Source organism: Rhodococcus sp. BP-241 (assembly GCF_019836145.1).
Lineage (GTDB): Bacteria > Actinomycetota > Actinomycetes > Mycobacteriales > Mycobacteriaceae > Rhodococcoides.
Genome location: NZ_JABUEI010000009.1, coordinates 142,424 through 164,195 on the forward strand (window position 1 = coordinate 142,424; position 21,772 = coordinate 164,195).

The 21,772-nt window shown below is 66.3% G+C and carries 21 protein-coding genes; 7 read left to right on the forward strand and 14 right to left on the reverse strand.

All coding sequences use genetic code 11. The features are described from left to right. Positions 1-11 precede the first annotated feature (11 nt). From pcaD to HQ308_RS17695, 5 genes are read right to left on the reverse strand one after another with little or no spacing between them, the layout of a single operon-like run. Positions 12-1,160: a 3-oxoadipate enol-lactonase gene (pcaD, locus tag HQ308_RS17675; protein ID WP_222647369.1), complete on the reverse strand. Its 1,149-nt coding sequence runs from the start codon at positions 1,158-1,160 to the stop codon at positions 12-14. Then, entirely contained in the window at positions 1,157-2,470 is a 1,314-nt protein-coding gene (locus HQ308_RS17680; RefSeq protein WP_222647370.1) for a lyase family protein, read from the reverse strand. The genes pcaD and HQ308_RS17680 overlap by 4 nt, the downstream gene beginning before the upstream one ends. Next, complete coding sequence (pcaG, locus tag HQ308_RS17685) at positions 2,467-3,108, reverse strand: protocatechuate 3,4-dioxygenase subunit alpha (RefSeq protein ID WP_222647371.1); 642 nt, start codon at positions 3,106-3,108, stop codon at positions 2,467-2,469. Before pcaG ends, HQ308_RS17680 begins: the two co-directional genes overlap by 4 nt. Next, positions 3,098-3,844 (reverse strand): protocatechuate 3,4-dioxygenase subunit beta, encoded by a 747-nt coding sequence (pcaH, locus tag HQ308_RS17690; protein WP_222647372.1) that lies wholly within the window; start codon positions 3,842-3,844, stop codon positions 3,098-3,100. The genes pcaG and pcaH overlap by 11 nt, the downstream gene beginning before the upstream one ends. Beyond that, positions 3,844-5,028 (reverse strand): 4-hydroxybenzoate 3-monooxygenase, encoded by a 1,185-nt coding sequence (locus HQ308_RS17695; RefSeq protein WP_222647373.1) that lies wholly within the window; start codon positions 5,026-5,028, stop codon positions 3,844-3,846. Before HQ308_RS17695 ends, pcaH begins: the two co-directional genes overlap by 1 nt. Positions 5,029-5,127: 99 nt before the next feature. Between HQ308_RS17695 and HQ308_RS17700 the strand changes: the two genes are divergently transcribed. Beyond that, complete coding sequence (locus HQ308_RS17700; RefSeq protein ID WP_222647409.1) at positions 5,128-5,868, forward strand: IclR family transcriptional regulator; 741 nt, start codon at positions 5,128-5,130, stop codon at positions 5,866-5,868. Positions 5,869-5,906: 38 nt separating this feature from the next. Here HQ308_RS17700 and HQ308_RS17705 read toward each other — a convergent pair whose 3' ends face one another. Beyond that, positions 5,907-7,109, reverse strand: coding sequence for an MFS transporter (locus HQ308_RS17705; protein ID WP_222647374.1), 1,203 nt, complete (start codon positions 7,107-7,109; stop codon positions 5,907-5,909). A gap of 251 nt (positions 7,110-7,360) precedes the next feature. Between HQ308_RS17705 and HQ308_RS17710 the strand changes: the two genes are divergently transcribed. From HQ308_RS17710 to HQ308_RS17735, 6 genes are read left to right on the forward strand one after another with little or no spacing between them, the layout of a single operon-like run. Beyond that, a complete protein-coding gene (locus tag HQ308_RS17710; protein WP_222647375.1) occupies positions 7,361-8,347 on the forward strand; it encodes a fumarylacetoacetate hydrolase family protein in 987 nt (328 codons plus the stop codon). After that, the gene (locus HQ308_RS17715) at positions 8,344-9,468 is read left to right on the forward strand and encodes an FAD-dependent monooxygenase (protein ID WP_222647376.1); all 1,125 of its coding nucleotides are present in this window, start codon (positions 8,344-8,346) and stop codon (positions 9,466-9,468) included. The genes HQ308_RS17710 and HQ308_RS17715 overlap by 4 nt, the downstream gene beginning before the upstream one ends. After that, positions 9,465-10,484 carry an amidohydrolase family protein gene (locus HQ308_RS17720; protein WP_222647377.1) on the forward strand — a complete coding sequence of 340 codons (1,020 nt, stop codon included), beginning with the start codon at positions 9,465-9,467 and terminating at the stop codon, positions 10,482-10,484. The genes HQ308_RS17715 and HQ308_RS17720 overlap by 4 nt, the downstream gene beginning before the upstream one ends. Further along, positions 10,481-11,419 carry a VOC family protein gene (locus tag HQ308_RS17725; RefSeq protein ID WP_222647378.1) on the forward strand — a complete coding sequence of 313 codons (939 nt, stop codon included), beginning with the start codon at positions 10,481-10,483 and terminating at the stop codon, positions 11,417-11,419. Before HQ308_RS17720 ends, HQ308_RS17725 begins: the two co-directional genes overlap by 4 nt. Before the next feature lie 44 nt (positions 11,420-11,463). Beyond that, positions 11,464-12,417: a fumarylacetoacetate hydrolase family protein gene (locus HQ308_RS17730; protein ID WP_308115812.1), complete on the forward strand. Its 954-nt coding sequence runs from the start codon at positions 11,464-11,466 to the stop codon at positions 12,415-12,417. Then, positions 12,414-13,406, forward strand: coding sequence for a cyclase family protein (locus HQ308_RS17735; RefSeq protein WP_222647380.1), 993 nt, complete (start codon positions 12,414-12,416; stop codon positions 13,404-13,406). Before HQ308_RS17730 ends, HQ308_RS17735 begins: the two co-directional genes overlap by 4 nt. A gap of 9 nt (positions 13,407-13,415) precedes the next feature. Here the strand turns inward: HQ308_RS17735 and HQ308_RS17740 are convergent, their stop codons facing one another. From HQ308_RS17740 to HQ308_RS17775, 8 genes are all read right to left on the reverse strand, one after another. Beyond that, positions 13,416-14,348 carry a LysR family transcriptional regulator gene (locus HQ308_RS17740; protein WP_308115813.1) on the reverse strand — a complete coding sequence of 311 codons (933 nt, stop codon included), beginning with the start codon at positions 14,346-14,348 and terminating at the stop codon, positions 13,416-13,418. 58 nt (positions 14,349-14,406) lie between these two features. Continuing rightward, positions 14,407-15,336 (reverse strand): oxidoreductase, encoded by a 930-nt coding sequence (locus tag HQ308_RS17745; protein WP_222647382.1) that lies wholly within the window; start codon positions 15,334-15,336, stop codon positions 14,407-14,409. Then, positions 15,333-16,946 carry an FAD-binding oxidoreductase gene (locus HQ308_RS17750; RefSeq protein WP_222647383.1) on the reverse strand — a complete coding sequence of 538 codons (1,614 nt, stop codon included), beginning with the start codon at positions 16,944-16,946 and terminating at the stop codon, positions 15,333-15,335. Before HQ308_RS17750 ends, HQ308_RS17745 begins: the two co-directional genes overlap by 4 nt. A gap of 40 nt (positions 16,947-16,986) precedes the next feature. After that, positions 16,987-18,459 (reverse strand): aldehyde dehydrogenase, encoded by a 1,473-nt coding sequence (locus HQ308_RS17755; RefSeq protein WP_222647384.1) that lies wholly within the window; start codon positions 18,457-18,459, stop codon positions 16,987-16,989. 87 nt (positions 18,460-18,546) lie between these two features. Then, positions 18,547-18,948 carry a nuclear transport factor 2 family protein gene (locus HQ308_RS17760; protein WP_222647385.1) on the reverse strand — a complete coding sequence of 134 codons (402 nt, stop codon included), beginning with the start codon at positions 18,946-18,948 and terminating at the stop codon, positions 18,547-18,549. After that, complete coding sequence (locus HQ308_RS17765) at positions 18,945-19,901, reverse strand: PDR/VanB family oxidoreductase (protein WP_222647386.1); 957 nt, start codon at positions 19,899-19,901, stop codon at positions 18,945-18,947. Before HQ308_RS17765 ends, HQ308_RS17760 begins: the two co-directional genes overlap by 4 nt. A 9-nt stretch (positions 19,902-19,910) precedes the next feature. Further along, entirely contained in the window at positions 19,911-21,203 is a 1,293-nt protein-coding gene (locus tag HQ308_RS17770; protein WP_222647387.1) for a Rieske 2Fe-2S domain-containing protein, read from the reverse strand. A gap of 101 nt (positions 21,204-21,304) precedes the next feature. Further along, a complete protein-coding gene (locus tag HQ308_RS17775) occupies positions 21,305-21,727 on the reverse strand; it encodes a heme-binding protein (RefSeq protein ID WP_222647388.1) in 423 nt (140 codons plus the stop codon). Positions 21,728-21,772 lie beyond the last annotated feature (45 nt).

Below are 21,772 nucleotides of genomic sequence, written 5' to 3' on the forward strand. Positions count from 1 at the left end.
ACGTCCGTTCGTCAGCTGTCCGCGTCTCGTAGAGCGGATGCTGCCGAGGCGAACGCACGGTTGCTGTTGGGGACTCCGGCGTAGACGGCGGTGTGGAGGAACACTTCGGCAAGCTGCTCCGGTGGTATCCCGGCGCGCAGCGCGGCCCGGATGTGCATGTCGAGCTCGTGCTCGTTGCCCATCGCGGTCAGGATCGCGAGCGTGAGCAGTCGGCGGGTGCGATGATCGAGCCCGGGCCTGCTCCAGATGTCACCCCATGCGGTGCGAGTGATGAAATCTTGGAAAGGTTCCGTGAAGGCAGTGGCCGCGGCCGTTGCGCGGTCGACGTGCTCGTCACCGAGTACCGACCGTCGTACCGAGTCACCGATGGCTCGGGCTCGGACGCGGCCGGGATCGGCGCCGATGTGCTCGAGAACCAGACGGGTGACGTCTCCCGCCTGTTCGATGCTCGCGAGGTGAGCAGCGGGACCGACGACTTCCATCCGGGCGCCCCGGATGCCCTCGACGAGTTCGGACATGACCGAGGAGGGCGTCGCGGGATCCCCGTCACCGGCGACGGCCAGTGTGCGTGCCGTGATGCGGTCGAGGTCCGGTCGCGCATCCCACACCGCGAGAGCCTCGCAGCATGCTGCATATCCCTCGTCGTCGACGCCGTGCAGCATCGCGAGTGACCTCTCGACCAGTTCGGGGTCGCGATCGGCCAGGGCGGGAGTGAACCACCGTTCGACGATCGAGCCGGCAATGGAGCTCAGGCCGTCGCGTCGCACGGTGTCGGCGCGAGCTGTCCACGCCGTGGGGTCACCGAACCGCGCAGCGGTACACAGCAGCGTGAGGGATGAGACGCGCTCGGGTCGATGTATCGCGATCCACTGGCAGACTGCCCCGCCCAACGACAGTCCGACGAGATGCGCACGCGCGACCTGGAGTTCGTCGAGCAGAACGAGTACGTCGTGTCCGAGTTCGGCGATCGTGTAGGGACCGTCCGGGGCCGGACTGCCCCCGTGTCCGCGATGATCGGCTCTGACCACCGTCGCGATCGATGACAGTGGTGCGATCTGGGGATCCCACATCGATCGATCCGATCCGAGCGAGCCGAGCAGAACCACGGTGCCCGCCCCGTGCGGACCGGCGATGACGTCATGGGCGAGTGCAACGGTCATGACGTCACTCCACGGGTGCTGGTGATGTGGTCGAGCGCAGAATCGACGATGTCGGCCGCATGGCCGGTGTACTGCTCCGGGTCGGTCAGTGTTCGCACCGTGTCGGCGCTCAGATGTTCGAGCACAGCGGGATCCTCGTCCAGCGGCCTGCCGTCGACACATGCCGAGGTCACGATCACGCGCGCATCGTCGGTGTGGTCGGCCAATGCGGCAGTGACACGCTCGGCAAGGATCGCTCCACCGGTGATGTCGAGATTGCGACGCATCACGTCGGTGTGCACTCGCAGTCCGGTCAGGCAGTCCGCGAGACGTGCCGCGGCGCCGCCTGTTCCGCGAACGATGTCGGTGGTGGTAAGCCATTCGGCATGCCACGCGCCCGAGGCGCGTTGGTGGTCGTGCGACATCGCGGACAGGATGGTGGCCACCGAGCCGGGGACCCTCGATGCGGCAGCCCGCGCGGTGATCGCGGCGACGGGATTGCGTTTGTGTGGCATCGCGGATGATCCACCCGGGGAGTTCTCCGACACCTCGCCGACTTCGGTTGCACTCAGCAAGACGATGGTGAGGGCCGGTCCCGATACAGCTCCGGCGAGAACGCCGAACGCCGTCGCGATGCGGGCGAGCGGCACCCTGTCGGTATGCCACGGTCCGTGAGAAGCCCGCAGGCCGAGGCGTCGTGCCAGATCGGCGGACACGGCCGGCCCGTGGGGATGTAGCGATGCAAGAGTGCCCGCTGCTCCGCCCAACTGAACCGGCGCGGCGTCGAGGGTGCCCGACAGGGCGATCGAGGCGTCGTGAACGGAGACTGCCCACCCCGCAGCCACGGCACCGAAGGTGGTCGGCACCGCCTGCTGTCCCAGTGTGCGTGCCACCATGGGAGTGTCGCGATGCCGACGGGCCAGTCCCTCGGCCGCGTCGACGCACCGCCGCGCGTCGCCGAGCACCACGTCGCCGGCCCTGCGCATCAACAGCATCAGTGCGGAGTCCATGATGTCCTGGCTGGTGGCACCCAGGTGAACCGACCGCGGTGGAACATCGGCGGCAGACCTCAACTTCTCGACGAGTGCGATGACCGGGTTCCCGCCGGCCGCGGCCTCGTGGCCCAGCGCGGCAGGGTCGAGGGACATCGCCAGTTGCTGTGCGGCACGGTCTATCTCGGCTGCGTCGAGCGCCGGAACGAGGCCGACGTCGGCACACGAGTGTGCCAGCGCCACCTCGACGTCGAGGAGCGCGCGGATCCACGACGCGTCGCTCAGAGCGGCCGATGCAGCGCTCGACCCGAACACGGGGTCGAACAACGGTGAGCTCACAGCAGGAAGAACGGGGTTTCGAGCCCGTTCTCGTCCTGGACGACGACCCGCAGGTGGTAGCCCCCGGGCACTGAATCGGCGATCAGAGCAGGCCTGCGCTCGACGGGCACCGTGGACAGCACGGGGTCCACCGCGTTGGCTTCGGTCTCGTCCGGGAAGTAGACCCGGGTGACCAAGCGTTCGAGCATTCCCCTGGCGAAGATACCGACATCGATGTGCGGCGCCTCCGTGCGTCCGTCCTCCGCGGGGAGTGCGCCGGGCTTGACCGTGTAAATGGTAGCCGTGCCCGTCTCGTCCGCGACTGCCCGCCCGAAGCCTCGACATCCGTGCGGTGACGGTGCAGCGCGTCCCCGAGGATCGGCAGCGTGATCGAAACGGCCGGCGGCGTCGGCCTGCCAGGTCTCGATCATCGCGTCGGACACGGGACTTCCGGACCCGTCGATGACGGTGATCGAGACCCCCACTCGTCCGGCGGTGCCGGGTGGAACCACATCGGGCCCGTCCGGCCACGGCAGTCCGATGTGGAGGTACGGTCCGACCGTCTGCGATGGCGTCTGACCGAACGGCACCGTCGTGAAGTTGCCGGGGGTCGGCGAATAGCGCGGTGTGAACACGGGTTCCGGTGTGTCAGTCGTCATGGTCTTCTCCCTCGAACGGAGTGGCGTTGCGGCCGCGCAGGACGATGTCGAAGCGGAATCCCAGTGCCCAACTCTCGCGGGTCGCATCGTGATCGTAGACACCGACCATGCGCTGACGTGCACCATCGGGGACGGAGTTGTAGATGGGATCCTGGAAGAAGAGCGGGTCGTCCGGGAAGTACATCTGCGTCACCAACCTCTGGGTGAAGGCGGTCCCGAAGAGTGAGAAATGAATGTGCGCCGGTCGCCACGCATTCGCGTGATTACCCCACGGGTACGCACCGGGTTTGACGGTGGTGAACGAATAGCGTCCGAGCGCATCGGTCAGGACACGTCCGACACCGTCGAAATGCGGATCCAGCGGTGCCGCCCAGGTGTCGCGTGCGTGTCGGTATCGCCCGGCCGCATTGGCCTGCCATACCTCGACCAGAGTGTTCGGGATCGCGTGCCCGTCGCTGTCGAGTACGCGCCCGTGCACGACGATGCGTTGGCCCTGCGCCTCCCCGCCGGCGACCGACGTCAGATCGGAATCGGACTCGGTGACCCGCCCGTCGCCCAGGACAGGCCCCGTGATCTCGGTCAGCCTCTGCGGCAGGAGGATCAACGATGACCGTGGATGCCTGAGCGAGGTGGTGCGGTAATCGGCGAAGTCTCGCGGTGCGTGATCCGCCGACTGATCGCGATAGGGCTGCGACGGCGAGGCGGTAGGGAGAATGGGGTCGGGCGGGACAGTCATCACGGCCGTCCTGTCGTGGGCCACCCCGTGTAGCCCTCGGCGAGGTAGGCGGAGCCGCTGTCGGAGCCGACGATGCTCGTCAACTCGGCCAACTGGCGTTGTTCGTCGAAATCCGAGGTGTCGGGCAGTCGGTGCAGCATCGTCGTCATCCAGTAGGAGAAGTGTTGGGCTTTCCACACCCGCGCCAGAGCCCGATCGCTGTACTGCGACAGGACGTCGAAGTCCGCCGTCGTGAATGCTCGTTCCAGAACCTCCGCCAGAACTCGAACGTCGGCGAGCGCCAGATTGAGTCCCTTGGCGCCTGTCGGAGGCACGGTGTGACCGGCGTCCCCGACGAGGAGGAGGCGACCACTGCGCAATGGTGTCTGTACGAAACTACGGAAGGGCAGCACCGACTTCTCCAGGACAGCACCGTGTTCCAGCTCGAATCCATCGTGGCCGGACAGTCTGGTCCGCAGTTGTTCCCAGATCCTGTCGTCCGACCACGTGGAGGGGTCCTCCGCGGCGTCGCACTGGAAGTACATGCGCTGAACGTCCGCCGTCCGCTGGCTGATGAGGGCGAAGCCGTCGCGGTGCCGGGCGTAGATCAGTTCGGGTGCACTCGGCGGAGCCGCGACCATGACCCCGAACCACGCGAAGGGATACTCGCGGAAGTACTGCGTCGCGCCTCGAACGGATGCGCGACACATGCTTCGCGAACCGTCGGCTCCGACGACGATGTCGGCATCGACTCGGTGTACCGAACCGTCGTCGTCGGTGTACGTGACATAGGGATGGTCGTCGACATCGTGGATATCCGTGTCGCCCAGACCGTATCGAAGATCACCGTCGTCTCGTGTGCGGCAGGCATGAAGATCGAGGAAGACGTCGGTCTGAGGATAGAGCCAGCACGAGGCGTCGGCATGGCGGCGGAAGTCGATGCGATGGCTGACTCCGTCGAACCGTAGATCGATTCCTTCGTGTTCGTGACCGTCGACGAGAACGCGGTCGGATGCTCCACTGTCTGTCAGGAGGCGAACGCTGTCCTGTTCGAGGATGCCGGCGCGATGCGTCGTCGCGATCCGGTGGTGAGTCCGGGTGTCCAGCACGATGCTGTCGATGTCGGCGACGTGCAACAGATGGGACAGAAGCAGGCCTGCCGGGCCGCCGCCGACGATGGCGACCTGCGTACGTGTCGTGGTCATGTTCGGGAACGGTAGTGACAGCCACCACTGCCGTCGACGGGATAGTGTCACTGAGTGACATTCACCGAGGAGTCGTCGGAGGCCGCCGGCACGAATTCCATGGTGGGTCGTGTCTTCTCGGTGCTCGACGCATTCTCGACGTCTCGGCGCACCCTGCGGCTCGCCGAGATCGCGGACAGCGCAGGTCTGCCTCGACCGACTGCGATGCGCATCATCCGTCAGCTCGTGGAGCACGGCGCGCTGGTCCGTCACGGTATGGAGTACGAAGTGGGTCCGCGCATGTGGCACCTCGGCCTGCTCGCAGCCGTCCAGAGTGACCTCCGCGACGTCGCCGCGCCCTTCCTCAACGACCTCCACGCGGCGACGCGGGCCACAGTGCATCTGGCGGTGAGGGAGGGTGACGGAGCGCTGTATCTCGACCGTCTGGCCGGAAGCACGTCGGTCCCGGTGGTCAGCCGCGTGGGCGAGACGTTGCCGATGCACTGCACGGGGGTCGGCAAGATCCTCCTCGCCTACGCGCCCGACGACGTCCGGCGCAGGGTGTTGGACCGGCTGAGCAGGCAGACTGCTCACACGCTCACCAATCGGTCCGTCCTGACCGCACAGCTCGACGAGGCTCGCCGCCGCGGATTCGCGACCACGAGCGAGGAGATGACGTTGGGGGCGTGCTCGGTGGCCGTGCCGGTGCTCGCCGGCGGGGCCGCAGTTGCTGCGCTCGGCGTCGTAGTGCCGCGTCTCGGTCGCGACACCGCTCGCTTCGTTACCGCGATGACGGTCGCAGCGCGGGGTGTCGGTCGCATGCTCGAACGTGAAGCCCTGATGCGCAACTCGAGTCCGTGACACACGGGGCGCGGGCGGGCGGTCCCCGTCCGGCGCGATCACGAGTGAGACGGAGCTTTCACGTCCGGGAAGGCCGCCAGCGTCGGAACGAGAACTGCGAGGAGAACTGCTGCCGCGCCGAATGCGACCAGTGCGCTCCCGAGCCCACCGAACACGGCGCCAAGCGCGACGACGACGAGAGGGCTCGCGAACTCGCCGGAGAACATGGCTGCGGTCCACGCGCCTGTTCCCCGGGCGCGCTGCGCGAAGTCGAGGTCGCTCACGACCGCGAGGAGAAGTGTGGGAAGCAGTAGTCCGCACCCGGCCGACGCGACGATCCCGCCGGCCGCGACCAGAAGGGGAGTCGCCGCCAGTCCCACCATGGCCAGTCCGACGCCGGATGCCCCGAATGCGATCGGCAGCAACACTTTCGGACCCGCACCGGATACTCGGCCGAACGTGAATGCGGCAAGAGCTGTGGCGACGGCGACGACGGCACTGACAGCGCCGATGGTGCCTGCGTTGTCGACACCGACGGCGTCGAGCGTGATCGGGATCTGGACGATCGGTGCGTAGAACACCGCTCCACCGAACAGCGTGACGGCCAACGGCACGAGCAACGGCCGCCAGTGGACCGGTGCGCCCGTTCGATGCACCGTGGCTGTCGAGCGAGGCTGCCACAGCACGAGCGGCGCGATGATCGCGAACAGGATGCCGACGGTGTAGAGCCAGAACGGGAAACGCCAGTCGTTCTGTGCCAGTGCGCCTCCGGCTCCGATGAACACCACGGCCGACAGGCTCGTGAATACCACCTGCAGCCCGAACCAACGTGCGCGCTCGGTCCCCTCGAAGTAGTCGGCGATCAGGGTCGTGCAACAGGTCATGATGGCGGCCTCGGCAACACCGACACCGAGTCTCGACGCCACGATCAAGGGCAGTGAATCCAGGAAGAACGGCGCCACTCCGAACAGCGAGTACACGACCAGTGCCACGGTCAGGAGACGGATACGGCCCACCCTGTCGATCACCCGTCCCGCGACCAGCGCGAGCGCGCCGATCATCAACGCCGGCGCCGTGACGGTGAGTGGCACCAGGATGTCGACCCCGGGTGTGTCGGCGAAGGCGTCCTGCATCTGTGGCTGGATCGGGGCGAGTGACACCGCACCCAGCACCGGGAGGCAACTCAGCGAGACCAGCAGGATTCCGTGCCGCCGACCTGGCGTTCTTCCGGGATCGGGGAGGTCGGAACCGAGTCGAGCCATGTGTCTCTCCGTCATCTGTGAGCCGGCTTTCGTGAGGTGGGTCACGTGTCGGCGATCAGTGTGTGCCGTCGTCGGCTGTCACGGAAATTGCGAATGCTGACGTCGGTCATCAGCGTGGGTTATAGCCGAGGGTCAGCGGTGGACATCACTGCCAGTGATACTGATCATTTGCAACGCTTCTTTGACTGATGCCTCAGCGGGGCGCAACAGTGGCTGTCATCACACCGTCGCCGAACGAAAGTAACTCTCCCGTGGATACTGCGTCCCTGCCCCTGCCCTCTTTCGCACTCGGTACCGCCGTGTTCGCCGACGGACCACACGCTGTACTTCTGGCTTCCGGCAACCTGCTGGAGTTGGATTCCATTGCAGGTGATCTCGGACTGGCCACGCCGATCACCACGCGTGCCGTCCTCGAGGACTGGGACCGAGTGCTACCGATACTGCGTGCGTCGGCAGAGTCGGGTGCCGGCACCTGGAGAGCTCTTCAGGACGGACAGCTGTCGGCACCGATCGAACCGCGTCAGATCCTGCAGGCCGGCGCCAACTACCGGACACATGTCATCGACCTGGCCGTCAAACATGCCGACCCCTCGGACGGCCGAACGGAGGATCAGGTCCGTGCCGATGCTGCCGAGATGATGGACAAGCGTGCGGCCGAGGGTGATCCGTACTTCTTCGTCGGACTGCCCTCCGCGGTGACCGGTCCGCACGACACGGTCGTTCTTCCGGCAGGCACACACAAGAACGACTGGGAACTCGAACTGGTGGCCGTCGTCGGTCGGCACGCGTACGGGTTGTCCGTCGACGAGGCCTTGGACGCCATCGCCGGCTACACCATCGCCAACGACCTCACGACGCGCGAACTCGTGTTCCGGCGGGACATGCCGGAAATCGGGACCGACTGGCTGCGTGCCAAGAACGCGCCGGGATTCCTGCCCCTGGGGCCATGGATCGTGCCGAAGGACGAAGCAGGGGACGTGTCCGAGATGCGACTGACTCTCGAGCTCGACGGCAAGGCGATGCAGGACGAGTCGACGAAGGACATGCTGTTCGACGTCGCGGCCTTGGTGTCGGCGGTGTCCCAGTCGGTGCAGTTGATGCCGGGTGATCTGATCCTCACCGGCAGCCCCGCAGGCAACGGCATGCACTGGGGTCGACTTCTGCGCGACGGTGACGTCATGACCTCCACCATCACCGGACTCGGCTACCAGCAGACCCGCGTGGTGGACGCGTCATGACATCGGTACTCGTCATCGGCGCCGGCATTGCCGGAGCAGCAGCGGCAATCGCGTTGGCCAGGGGAGGCGCGTCGGTCGATGTGGTGGAGAGGACGCAGCGTGACCATGCCGCAGGATCCGGTATCACCCTCCAGGGCAACGCGCTTCGCATGTTGAGGTCGCTCGGTGTGTGGGACGAGGTGCAGAAGCAGGGCTACGGCTTCGACACCGTCGGCATTCGCGCGCCGGACCCCCGGGGAACCCTGTTGGTCGAGGTCGACGACGCTCGCACGGGAGGCGCGGACCTTCCCGCCGGCATGGGCATGGAGCGCCCCGTGCTGACATCCATCCTGCGCTCGGCCTCCGAACGCGCCGGCGCCGACATGAGGTTCGGTGTGGCAGCGCGGTCCCTTGCCCAGGACGGATCCGGCGTCACGGTGACTTTCTCCGACGACACCGTCGGCCGGTACGACGTCGTGATCGGAGCAGACGGCGTGAGGTCGTGGACCCGCGCCGCGATCGGGATCGACCTCGTGCCGCGCCCGACCGGCATGGGTATCTGGCGGCTGGTCGGACCGCGACCGGACACCGTCACGCGCACGGAGCTGTACTACGGCGGCGCCGGCTACATCGCCGGATACTGCCCGACGGGCGAGAACTCGCTGTACGCGTACATCGTCGAAGATGCCCGCGACCGCACGGGTCTGTCGCCGGAGCAGCGCCTCGCCGTCATGACCGGCCTGGCCGAGAGCTATCACGGACCGTGGGACGAGATCAGAGCTCGTCTCGACGATCCGGCGTCCATCAATTACACGTGGTTCGAGACGCACGTGCTGGAGGGTCCGTGGCACCGCGGCCGCGTCGTGCTGATCGGAGATGCCGCGCACTGCTGTCCACCGACGGTCGCGCAAGGTGGCGCTCAAGCCCTGGAGGATGCGGTCGTGCTGGCCGATGTGTTGCTGGGCGGGGACGGCATCGACGACGCGCTTCTCGACTCCTTCACCGCGCGACGCCTGCCCAGGGCGCGCGCCGTGGTGGAGGCGTCGGTCCAGATCGGAACCTGGATGCTCGAGGGTGATTCCTCGGCCGACGTGCCCGGTCTGATGAACCGCGTCGCAACTCTGGTCAGCGAGGCACCATGACCGGCCGCACAGTGGACGTGCACGCGCACGCCATTGTCCCCGAGGTGGAGGCCGCCGTCACCGGACAGCCGGGTCTGGCGGAGCATCGGGCTCTCGACGCCCGACGCAACGGTGCCGAATCGCTCGCCGTGTCCGGGAAGATGGTCGCCGCTCGCATCCCGCAACTCACGGGGCTGGATCGACGTCTCGCCGATATGGACGCTGCCGGAATCGACGTGCAAGTGGTGTCGCCGTCGCCGTCGCAGTATCACTACTGGGCGGACCGTGACGTGGCTCGGGTGGTCACCGAGAGTGCGAACCGTGGCATCGCGGCGTTGGTCGCCGAGGAGCCGTCACGGCTCGTCGGTCTGGGTCTGATTCCTCTGCAGCATCCGGAGGCGGCGGTGGCGGCCCTCGACGACGCTGTGCTGACCTGTGGGCTCGCCGGCGTGGAGATCTCCTCGTTCGCCCCGGGTGTCGAACTGTCCGACGAACGGCTGGAACCCTTCTGGGCGCGCGCGGCAGAACTGGGAGCGGTGGTGTTCCTGCATCCCTTCGGGTGCTCGCTCGACGAGCGTCTCGATCGCTTCTACCTGTCCAACACGGTGGGTCAGCCGGTGGAGAACGCTGCGGCACTCTCTCACGTCATCTTCTCGGGTGTTCTCGATCGTCATCCCGCCCTGAAAGTGCTGGCGGCGCACGGAGGTGGGTATCTCCCCACCTACATAGGCCGTTCGGATCGCGCCTGGGAGGTTCGTCCGGAGGCGCGACGGTGCGCCGATCGCCCCAGCAGCTATCTGTCTCGCATCACGTTCGACTCGCTCGTGCACGGAGCGGGCGCGCTTCGAGCCCTCGTCGATGCCGTCGGTCCGGAGTCGGTCGTACTCGGGTCGGACTATCCCTTCGACATGGGTAACGACGATCCGGTCGCGGAGATCCGCGCAGCAGGCCTGTCCGACTCGATCACCCGGTCGATACTCGGCGACAACGCAATTCGTCTCGGTTTGTCCCCCGCACCGTCAGGAGTCACCTCATGAGCGACTACGTCTTCACACATCTTCGGCACATCGACATCGCCGTGCCCGACTACCAGCAGCAGCTCGACTTCTACACCCGTCAGTGGGGGCTGACCGACGTCGGAAGCGACGGCGACGTGACCTACCTCGCGGCTGAGGGATCGCCCGAGCGGTACGTCGTCCGCATCCGGAAGGCAGCCGACAAAAGGCTCGATCTGGTGTCCTACGGGATGGCCGACACCGCAGGTGTCGACGCCCTCGCCGAGCGTCTCGCGGTGGGCGGTGTGCAGTTGGTCGGCGAGCCGGACACTCTGCAGACGATGGGCGGCGGCTACGGGTTCCGCTTCTTCGACATCGACGGACGCACCATCGAGGTATCGGCCGATGTCGCGGTCAGGCAGCATCGGAAGGTCGAGGAGGGGGAGTCGATTCCGGTCAAGCTGTCTCATGTGGTCCTGAACTCGCCCGATCCGGAGGCCACGGTCGCGTTCTACGACAAGTGGTTCGGATTCCGGTTGTCGGACACGCTGACCCATCCCCGGATGGGGGAGATGATGTGGTTTCTCCGGACCAATCCGCAGCACCACAGTATGGCCGTCGCTCGAGGCCCCCATGTGTCCTTGCACCACGCGTCGTTCGAGCTTCGCGGCATCGACGAGTACATGCGCGGAACCGGGCGCATGTTGAGGGCAGGCGTCGAGAAGATCTGGGGTCCCGGACGCCACAAGGCCGGGAACAACACGTTCTCGTACTTCCTCGACCCCAACGGGAACACGATGGAGTACACCACCGAGCTCGAGGTTCTCGACGAGGACACCTGGCATCCGCACCTGCTCGACTTCTCGGCACCGGAGGTGTCCGATCAGTGGGGTACTGCCAATGCGATGGACGAGTTCGTCGCCAAGAAGTCGTTCAACGACCCTGACAAGGGCCTCTTCGTGGCGCCGCCGGTATGAAGTTCGCGAGGTACGACCACGGCGGTGCGACATCTGCCGGTGTCGTGAGAGGCGACCGTGTGCATGCCGTGCCGGTCTCGATGGAGGAGTTGCTGAGCGCCGGACTGCCTCGTGCTCTCGACCTCGGATCGGCCGCACTGGACGGGCCGTCGGTCGCGCTGGACGAGGTGTCTCTGCTGGCACCGTTGCAGCCGTCGACCATGCGCGACTTCGTCGCCTTCGAAGAGCATGTCGAGGGTGTGCGCCGCAGTGTCGACGGGCAGGTCGGCGTCGTCGACGCGTGGTACGAAGCCCCGCGGTTCTACTTCACCAACCCGTACACCGTCAGCGGCCCGGGGGCCGTGGTCGCACCGCCCGCGGCATGTCGCGCACTCGATTTCGAACTGGAAGTTGCCGCGATCATCGGGACGTCCGGTCGAGACGTCACGATGGCGGACGCGCACCGGCATGTCTTCGGCTACACAATTCTCAACGACTGGTCCGCGCGCGACATCCAACGCCGTGAAATGGAAGTCGGCCTGGGACCGGCGAAGGGCAAGGACTTCGCCAGCACGTTGGGGCCATGGATCGTCACCGCCGACGAATTCCACAGCCGTCGTGACACCGACGGATTCCTCGATCTGTCGTGCACTGTCGACGTGAACGATCGACGTGTCGGCCATGATTCGCTCGCGAACATGGGATGGAGCTTCGACGCTCTGGTTGCCTACGCGTCTCGTGACTCGTGGATTCATCCCGGGGACGTTCTCGGAAGTGGGACAGTCGGAAACGGGGGTTGTCTCGCCGAGCTGTGGGGTCGACGGGGCGAGCAGACACCGCCACCTCTGCAGGCGGGCGATGTGGTGACCATGACTGTCGAGGGCATCGGCACTCTGGAGAACACCGTCGGAACATCGCATGCGGTGCCGGAGGTTCCCCCTGCGAGGGTCGTGGACCACCGGCGTATCAGGGACGGACGCGCGGATGTCCGATCTCACCCATGGAAGGTAGTCACATGACCAGCACCCACGAGAACCGGCGGGCGCTCGACCGCACCGATCCCGAAGGCGAGATCGCCAGATCGGCGACCAGGAACCGTAACTGGGGCAGGTGGGGCGACGACGACGTCCGCGGGACGATGAACTACCTCACCGACGATCTGCGAGCTGCCGCAGGGTCGTTGATCGTCGAGGGTAAGTCGTTCTCGCTGTCGCAGAGCTTCGACATGTCGGGACCGCAGAAGGGTTGGCGTCGCCGGACGAACCCGGTTCACACGATGCTCGACACCGGAACCGATGCCGCAGCGGGAATTCAAGGTTTCCCGCACGGATTGGGCGGGGCCGACGACGTCGTCTCCATGCCCCTCCAGTGTTCGACGCAGTGGGACGGGTTGGGCCACATCTTCGATCACGGGACGGCGTGGAACGGCCGACCGGCAGGTTCGGTCGTCACCAGTCTCGGTGACGGGGTCACCGGGATCGAAACGGTTGCCAACGGCATCGTCGGTCGTGGTGTCCTGCTCGATGTCGGGAGGCAGTTCGGCGACAACGGTGAGCTTCCCGACGGCTTCGCCATCACCACCGAGCATCTGACCGCCACGGTCGCCGCGCAGGGCCGCACGTCCGAAATTCGGCGCGGTGATCTGGTGCTGGTCCGCACCGGTCAGTTGAGCAGGGCCCGTCGCGACGGCTGGGGCGACTATGCCGGCGGCGCGGCGCCAGGACTGTCGTTCACCACTGCGGATTGGTTGCACGACAGTGAGATCGCCGCGATCGCTACCGACACATGGGGGTTCGAAGTGCGGCCCAACGAGTTCGATGTCGCGTTCCAACCCCTGCACCAGGTTGCGATCCCCAACATCGGATTGTTCCTCGGCGAGATGTGGGACCCCGACGCCCTGGCCGAGGACTGCGCCACGGACGGAACGTACGAGTTCTTCCTGACCGCAGCGCCGATCCCGGTCACGGGAGCCGTCGGAGCGCCGGTCAATCCGATCGCGGTGAAGTAGGGGCAGTTGTCAGCCGAGCTCTCCGGTCGCCAGATCGGCGGCACGAATCACGATGTCTCGCAGGAAGACATGTTCGGGATCGCGGTCGTACACCGGGTGCCACCACATTGCCTCGACCAGTTCGCCGACGTCGACCGGGCACGGCATCGTGCGGACTCCCGAGTTGAGGGGGAGGAGCCGTACCAACTTCTCCTGCAGCAGCGCGATTCGGTTGCTGCCCGCGACGAGGCCGGGAACGGTCAGAAAGTTCTCCGTCACGACTTGGACTTTCGGCTCGATGCCGAGCATGCGGAGTTGGCGATCGGCCGGGGTCGCCGCTGTCTGTCCGTGGAACACCACGACCCACGGCGACGACCTGAGGTCGTCGACGGTCACCTCGGCGGTCGCACTCTCGTTGTCTGCCGAGACGACCATCACCCACCGATCGCGGTAGAGATCCCGGTGCGGAAGGTCGGTCACGAAGCCGTGCGGCACGAGCATCAAGTCGGTGCCGACCAGCGTATGTTCGGCGCGGGCAACGAGATCCGGGTTGGTCGGCTGGAACCGGAGTCGTGCATGGGGCGCTGCCTCGGCGAAGAGTCCGGCAAGCGTGTCGCCCAGTACGGTGATTCCGTAATCGCTGACCAACACCGCGAACTCACGCGTCGATTCGGCGGGATCGAATTCCGGTTGGGCGGCGAAGACTCGTTCGACACCGTCGAGCGCGAGGCCGGCGCGCTGCCGGAGCTCTGCCGCGAGCGGAGTCAGGTGGTACTCGTTGCCGACGCGATAGAGAAGTTCGTCGTTGAAGTGGCGCCGTAGGCGAGCCAATGCGGCCGACAGTGCGGGCTGACTCAAGCTCAGTTGCTGTGCTGCTCGGGTCACGCTCTTCTGTTGGAGAAGGGCATCGAGCGACACCAGCAAGTTGAGGTCGAGGTTCGCGACGCTGATGACCTTCCGCACCTGACGAGCATAGTCCGACAAACCTGCCTCGGACCGGGATGAACTCCTCGACAACTCGTCACACCGGGTAAACCACATCGGTGAGCGCTTCCGAGATCGACCACAGTCGCCGAGCTGTCCGATCGTCCCGTGCTGCAACGCCGGGTTCTTCCACGACCGGCGCCCCGCGGATGCCACGCCGACGCGGACCGAGGAACTCGCCCCCTCCGAGCGTGGGGTCGGTCGCGGCACGGCAGGTGGGCAGAGCCCCCATGGCGGTCGTCTGCAGTATCGGTGCGAGGACGCGGAACAGCGCTCTCTCGCGCCGAGAGGCGTTGCGGGAGAGATCGCTTCGTGCGAGACCCGGGTGGGCTGCGACCGCGATGGTGTTCGTGCCGGACAATCGCCCGGTCAACTCTCGTGTGAACAGCAGGTTCGCGAGCTTCGACTCTCCGTACACCGTCCATGGGTCGTAGTCGTCGACGCGGCGGAGGTCGTCGAAGTCGATGTCCTCGACCTGTCGGTGTGCGAGGGCGCTGACCGTCACGACGCGAGACCCCGGTGTGTCGAGCAGAGACGGGAGCAGAAGTCCGGTCAATGCGAAGTGGCCGAGATGGTTCGTGCCGAAGATCCGCTCGAGACCGTCCTCGGTGAAAGCGCGGGGGGAGTGGGCGACCCCGGCGTTGTTCACCAGAACGCTCACCTGCGGATGGTCGGCCGCGATCTGCTCGGCCGCTGCGCGTATCGAGGCCAGCGAACTCAGGTCGAGCCGTTGGACCGAGACGGCGGCCCTCGGGTGTCTCGCCCGCATGCGCGTGGCTGCCGCACGGCCCCGTTCGTCGTCGCGGACGGCGAGCACCACGTGTGCCCCACGACCGGCCAGGGCCGAAGCGGTCTCGTACCCGATGCCCGTATTCGATCCCGTCACGACGACGGTCCGCCCACTCTGGTCGGGGGCGTCGTCGATGGTCCACGGCTGTCGATCACGTGTCGGTGTCGCTCGCTTCATCGACGGCGGTAGCTCGACGGCCAGATCCCATGACGACCCGGCGAGAGGATCCCTCGGGGATCGACTGCATCCTTGATCTTTTCGGCGAACCGCCTGTAAGCGTGGTCGCCGAAGCCCATCTGCTCCTGCGCGAGATCCATGAAGCTGAGATGTGCTCGGTACTCGCAGTAGCCCTGCTGCCCGAGCAGGCGCAGCAAGTGCGTGGCGGTGTCCAGCGCTGCCTCGACCCGGGCCGGATCGTCGCGCACGTAGAACACGGGCGTGACCACGGTGGCAGACCGGTCGTTGGTGACGAATATCGCGCAGAAGTAGTTCACCCCGGTCCGCTCCACCACCTCCGATCGGACCTGGCGCATGACTCCCGCGACCTCGGCTCCACGAAGCGGGACGACGGGGGAGAAGCCGACATGTCCGACGAAGTCGGGGAGAGCGTCGATGAAGTCCCGGCACGGAATCCCGCCGGAGAGTCGATCCATGAAGCCGGCCGACTCCAGCGTGTGCCAGTTCTCGGCGGTGTAGGTCGCCAGCCGTGTGACCTCCCCGCCCTCGATCGCCGACCACGCCTGCCTGATCCTGCGTTCGTGGAGGTCGAGTGTGTCGGGGTCCGACCACAGCGCCGTCCGCACGCCCCACCGCCCGATTCCGGTCTCGTCCGCGAGTTCGTCCAGTTGTTCGTCGGACCATGTCGGCGCCACGAAGCTCGGAAACTTCCCTCGGTGCTCGGGGAAGTGCACCTCTCCCGCGGTGAGCATGTCCTGGATGTTCGGGACGCCGCGGAGAATGCCCTCCTGCCGAAGTTCGCGCACGATGTCGATGGCCTGGTCGAGCTGATGATCTCGCGGAATGGACAGATAGAACGGCGAATAGGCTTCGGGTCGCTTCATCAGCCAGATACCCATGCGCGTGACGATGCCGTAGTTCGATTGCATGAAGAGCGGGTCGAGTACCGGTCCGAGACCACGCTTGTACGTGTGCCAGCTTCCGTTGTCCTCCTGGGCTCCCATTCCGGTCCGCAGGAGCGATCCGTCGGCGAGTACCACCTCCATGCCGCACTGCGCGGAGAAGTCGGATCCTGCCGGCATGAACGTGACACCGTTGTCCAAGGAGTTGCCGATCACCGATCCCCAGCCGATGTCCGGAACGGAGACCAACAGTTCGTCCCCGCGAGCGTGAAGTTCCTCGTACAGGTCGAACCATCGGACACCTGGCTCCACCACCGCATAGGCGAGTTCCGTGTCGATCTCGAGTACGCGGTTCATCTTCCTGAACGAGATCAGTACCGAGCCGCGCACCTGCGCGGACGGGCCGCCGTAGCCGTTGTTCCTGCCCTGCGACGATGCCCAGACGGGAACGGAGTTCGCGTTCGCGATCCGTACGAGGTCTTGAACCTGCTCGGTGGACTGCGGAAACACCACGAGAGACGAATCGTAGGTTCGGTCCTCGGGGAACCAGTACGGATCGCGGTAGTCGTCTCGCTCGGCCTGATCGATCGACGCGTTCTCTCGACCGACGACGGAGACCAATTGGTCCCGCACCGATTCGGACAATACGAACGGGTCTGGAACCGGTGTGCCGCTGATCGGTTCGAAGTCGGTGATGTGCAGGGTCACGGGTGTCCTCACGGTCGGTCGAGCAGAGGGATGATCGTCGTCAGATGGGGTAGTGCCGTGAACCCGACTGGATGGTGATCCACCGCAGGTCGGTGAATTCGTCCAGGGCCGCTCGGGATCCGAACCGACCCCAGCCGCTGGCGCCCACTCCGCCGAAGGGCATCTGAGCCTCGTCGTGGACCGTCGCTCCGTTGATGTGGCAGATGCCGGACCGGATGCGCGACGCGACGTCGAGTGCCGCCGCGGCGTCCCTCCCGAACACTGCTGCGGAGAGCCCGTACTCGGTGTCGTTGGCAACCGCGACGGCCTCGTCCACCGAGTCCACCTCGATGATCGACACGACCGGCCCGAAGGATTCCTCGTCGTAGATGCGCATGGCCGGCGTCACGCCGCGCACCACGGTCGGTGCGACGAACAGACCGTCCGCGGATCCGCCCGTCAGGATGTCGGCACCCTTCGCACGGGCATCGTCGATGAGGGCGACGACGTGGTCGACGGCGGCGCTGTGCACCAGAGGGCCGACCTGTGACGCGGCGTCGGACGGTGGCCCGACCACCAATCTTCCCGCGCGTGCGGACAGCAGCGCGCTGAACTCGTCCGCGACGTCGCGCAGAACCACGATCCGCTCGGTCGACATGCAGATCTCGCCCTGGTTCATGAAGGCCCCGAAGCTCGCGGCGGCGGCCGCCTCCTCGAGATCCGCGTCCGGCAGCACCAGGAACGGCGCCTTGCCCCCGAGTTCGAGGAGGACGCGCGTGAGGTGGCGGCCTCCGAGTTCACCGATGATGCGACCGACACGACTCGACCCGGTGAAGTTGACTCGCGTGACGTGCGGGTGAGCGACCAACGCTTCGACGATCGCGGGGCCGTCCTCCGGGGCGTTGCTGATCAGATTGACGACGCCCGTCGGGGCTCCCGCTTCGTGCAGGATCTCCACGATCGCCGCCTGGGTGCAGGGGGTCTGTTCGGAGGACTTGAGGACCACGGTGTTCCCCCACACGAGCGGCCAGACGACGGATCGCACGCCGAGAATGAGGGGGGCGTTCCAGGGCGCGATTCCGACGACGACACCCACGGGCTGACGCACCCCCAGTGCCGTCAGCCCCGGCACGTCCGACGGGATCACCTCGCCGACGGCCGAATATGCCTGAGCGGCGGCCTCGTCGAGCATGGTGGTGGCGACGTGCACATTGAACCTGCACCACGGCAGGGTCGCCCCCATTTCCCGACTCATCATCGCCACCAACTCGTCGGCGCGCTCGCGCATCAGGCGCGCTGCAGTCGACAGCACAGCCCGCCGCGCGCTCGGTGGCCGCGACGACCAGTCGGCGAACGCCTCCGCGGCGGCGGTGACGGCCTTGTCGACGTCCGCCACCGATGCCGCTGCCACGCGGGCGATGGGGGTGCCCGTCAGCGCCTCGACGGTGTCGAAACTACGGCCGCCCTCGGCGTCCACCTGTCGGCCGCCGATGAACAGGTGGGTCGTGCGCACTGCGACCTCGGTCAGAGTCATGACGATCGTGTACCTCCGTGAATTGCGGTCGCTGCCGCAGGATGTGGGTGTCGCAGCGGACGCTGCTGTCGAGATCCGTCCGGGATGTCAGGCCGGGGGCAGCCGCTTGGACTGCTGCATGTGAGCCACCCTCCATCCGTCGTCGGTGTTCCGCCAGATCCTGGTGACCACTTCCTCGATCGGGAACGGCGGCAGTTTCTCGTCGAACACGATGTGCATCTCCTGCAGGCACGACACGACGGCGTATTCACCCCGAACGGTCACCCTCGTGTCCCTGGCCCGTGCGACGACGGCGTGGCGGCGTCGGGACTGGAACTCGACGAAACTGTCGACGGGATCGATCTTGCCCACCGGCCCGTGTACGACGTGGCTGTCGTCGAGCATCAGCTCGCGCAGTGCCTCGAACCCGATCGTCAGTGCGTGCAGCCACAGGCGCTCCGCCTCCAGAACGGAGGCGTCGACGTCGCGATCATGCGAAACAGTGGTCATAGGTCCAACTCCAGAATGGTCGAGTGTGATCGGGAAGTACAGGTCGCGAATTGTCCGAGCGCTCGTTCGCGGTCGGTGAGGACGTCGTCTCGATGGTCGGGCTCCCCGGCGAGCACGGTGACGATGCACTCCCCGCAGATTCCTTGCTGGCAGGAGTACGGAGCGTCGATTCCGTTGTCCGTCAGCACGTCCAGCACGCTCTCCGTGGCAGGGACCACGAATTCCCCGCCGCTGCGAGCCAACCGGACCACGAAGGCGTCGCCGGCCGCCGCTGCAGCCTCCGACGGTGCGAAGCGTTCCATGTGGATGGACGACGGATCCCATCCGATGTCCGCCGCGGAGGTGATGACGAAGTCCATGAAGCCGCCGGGACCGCACACGTACAGTGCCGTGTCGCTCCGAGGAAGGCCCACGTCCGTGGTCACCGCCAGACGTCGGTCGGGCGGGCCGTCGTCGAAGTGGAAGGTGACCCGTGGATCACCGTCCAGTTCATCGGCGAAGGCTGCGTCGTCGCGACTGCGTGCGCAGTAGTGCAACTCCCAGTCCGCGTCCACTGAACGCAACGCGTACGACATCGCCAACAGAGGGGTGATGCCGACCCCTCCGGCGACGAGTACGTGGCGGCGAGCGTCGCCCGCGATTCCGAATCGGTTCCGCGGCGACGAGATCCGAACCAGGTCACCCTTCGTCAACGCATGCATGCGCACCGATCCGCCTCGCGACGCGGGTTCGAGGAGGATGCCGAGGCGGTACCGCGACCGATCATGTGTCGGTCCGCAGAGCGAGTACTGGCGAACGAGATTCAGTTCCGCGTCGACGAGGACGTCTACGTGGGCACCCGCCTCGAACTCCGGTAACTCGGCACCGTCCGTCCGCACGAGATCCAGCACCTCGATGCGGTCGGTGGCCATTCTGCGGCTCTCGACGACGGTGTCGAGCCATTGGTCGGTCATGGGCGTTCGTCAGACTCCGACATCGGCAGCGGTACGTGACTTCTTCGTGCGCTCCGTCGGCTCGACGGCGAGCACGCCCGAGTCGACGTGTCGAACGAAGCTGTCGTCGTGCTCGATGTTCATCGGGTCCCGTCCTTCCGCCACGTCCTCGACCATGGCGAGCAGCATGCGGCGAAGCATGACCACACCGCGATCCGCGGTGGCCAGAGTCTCCTCCGAGTGCAAGGTGATCGGTCCCTGCGAGCTCTGCGCCTCGGTGTCTCCCGGGGTCCGGTGCTTCTCGGCCTCGGTCATCTCGTAGTTCTGTTTGTCGTCCTGGGTGATGCCGAACGCGAACTCGTTCATACGCTGCGGATCGGTCGACCGGATCGAGAAGAAGATCCGGTGGCTCGTGTCGTCGGACGGCACGACCCACATCACCTGGTCGTGCCGCACACCGGGCGAGACCCGCACGTAGTCGGGCAGACCGAACACGTTGGGAAGCTGCAGTTCGACCATGAATCCGAGGTCGGCTACGACGCCGGTGTCATCCTGTTGCTCGAACCGGTGGATGTACTTGAGGCCGTGTTCGGTGCGCTCGTACGTCACCCGATCGGCAATGGTGGGAGCGTGGAAGAACTGCTCCGGATAGCCGAAGGTTCCCGTTCCCAGCATCTGGAAGCCGCTGTGCGTGGAGTGGAGCCAGGTCACGTGGGTGGGATCCGCCGCATTCTCGTAGTTCTGCAGCCAGTTGAAGTCGCTCGGCATCCCCGTGATCGCTGCGTGTGGCACCGGCCAACTCGCGTAGTACTTCTCGCCGTCACCGAGGTCCTCCAGCGCGTCGAATCGTGGCAGTGCAGGCTTGCGATCGGGCGGACCCATGTAGACGAAGACGAGGCCGTAGCGCTCCTCGACCGGGTACCACGGCTGACGCACCTTCTCGCGCTTGAGTCCTCCGCCGGGTTCCAAGGCCTGATCGAGGCAGTGACCCTGGACGTCGAACTTCCAGCCGTGGTAACAGCAACGAATGCCGTCGTCCTCGACACGACCGTAGTGCAGGCTGGCCCCGCGGTGAGCACACCGCTCGAAGACGACGCCCGGGCGTCCCTGCCCGTCACGGAACACGACCAGGTTCTCGCCGAGGACCCGGGTACGCTCCGGAAGTGCTCCGGCGATCAAGGCCTCGGAACTGGCGATCGGGTGCCAGTAGCGACGCAGCGCTTCGCCCATCGGTGTGCCGGGACCCACCTCCGTCAATCGTGCGTTGTGTGCGGGAATCGGTCGCCCGTAGCCTGTACCGGTATCGGACGTTGCTGTGGTCATCGGATCGTCTCCTGATCGGTTGTGATGGTTGTGACGCTGAGCGACAACGGATTCGACGGGCGCGCCGTGTCCGTCGTCGAGGGCTCGGGTGGGGGCACGGGTCACCCCACCAATTCGCTGATCGAGTCGAGGGCGTCCCCGGCGATCGCTCCGTCGGTGATGTCGTCGGCCCCACCCACGCCGATCCCACCGATGACCTCGCCGTCCGCGGTGACGATCGGAACTCCGCCGGCGACGGGGAGCAACTCCGCGTCGACGAGATGCACGGGCGAGTGCTGCATCGTGGGTGATGCCGCGAAGGCGGCGAACTGGGCGGTGGTCTTGCCGCTGACTGCGGACGTGTACGCCTTGCGGCGTGCGGTCTCCACACCGAGTACGCCCACACCGTCGTCTGCCAGCAGCGTCTTGATGATCCCGCTGCGGTTGACGACGACGACGCACACCGCCCGGCCGTCCTGCCGGGCGCGAGCGATGCCGTGTTCGGCAGCAGCCGTGGCGATCTCGTAGGTGAGTGGTTCTCGCATGTCGATGTCCTCGGGTCGTGGGTGAAGGTGAATCCGTGAGTGGGG

Coding starts and splice junctions, on each gene's coding strand:
- HQ308_RS17700 (WP_222647409.1), top strand. CDS start 5,128: ATGGTGGGTCGTGTCTTCTCGGTGCTCGACGCATTCTCGACGTCTCGG.
- HQ308_RS17695 (WP_222647373.1), bottom strand. CDS start 5,028: ATGACCACGACACGTACGCAGGTCGCCATCGTCGGCGGCGGCCCGGCA.
- HQ308_RS17755 (WP_222647384.1), bottom strand. CDS start 18,459: ATGACTCTGACCGAGGTCGCAGTGCGCACGACCCACCTGTTCATCGGC.
- pcaD (WP_222647369.1), bottom strand. CDS start 1,160: ATGACCGTTGCACTCGCCCATGACGTCATCGCCGGTCCGCACGGGGCG.
- HQ308_RS17760 (WP_222647385.1), bottom strand. CDS start 18,948: ATGACCACTGTTTCGCATGATCGCGACGTCGACGCCTCCGTTCTGGAG.
- HQ308_RS17725 (WP_222647378.1), top strand. CDS start 10,481: ATGAGCGACTACGTCTTCACACATCTTCGGCACATCGACATCGCCGTG.
- HQ308_RS17715 (WP_222647376.1), top strand. CDS start 8,344: ATGACATCGGTACTCGTCATCGGCGCCGGCATTGCCGGAGCAGCAGCG.
- pcaG (WP_222647371.1), bottom strand. CDS start 3,108: ATGACGACTGACACACCGGAACCCGTGTTCACACCGCGCTATTCGCCG.
- HQ308_RS17745 (WP_222647382.1), bottom strand. CDS start 15,336: ATGAAGCGAGCGACACCGACACGTGATCGACAGCCGTGGACCATCGAC.
- HQ308_RS17770 (WP_222647387.1), bottom strand. CDS start 21,203: ATGACCACAGCAACGTCCGATACCGGTACAGGCTACGGGCGACCGATT.
- HQ308_RS17765 (WP_222647386.1), bottom strand. CDS start 19,901: ATGACCGACCAATGGCTCGACACCGTCGTCGAGAGCCGCAGAATGGCC.
- HQ308_RS17720 (WP_222647377.1), top strand. CDS start 9,465: ATGACCGGCCGCACAGTGGACGTGCACGCGCACGCCATTGTCCCCGAG.
- HQ308_RS17775 (WP_222647388.1), bottom strand. CDS start 21,727: ATGCGAGAACCACTCACCTACGAGATCGCCACGGCTGCTGCCGAACAC.
- HQ308_RS17705 (WP_222647374.1), bottom strand. CDS start 7,109: ATGGCTCGACTCGGTTCCGACCTCCCCGATCCCGGAAGAACGCCAGGT.
- HQ308_RS17735 (WP_222647380.1), top strand. CDS start 12,414: ATGACCAGCACCCACGAGAACCGGCGGGCGCTCGACCGCACCGATCCC.
- pcaH (WP_222647372.1), bottom strand. CDS start 3,844: ATGACTGTCCCGCCCGACCCCATTCTCCCTACCGCCTCGCCGTCGCAG.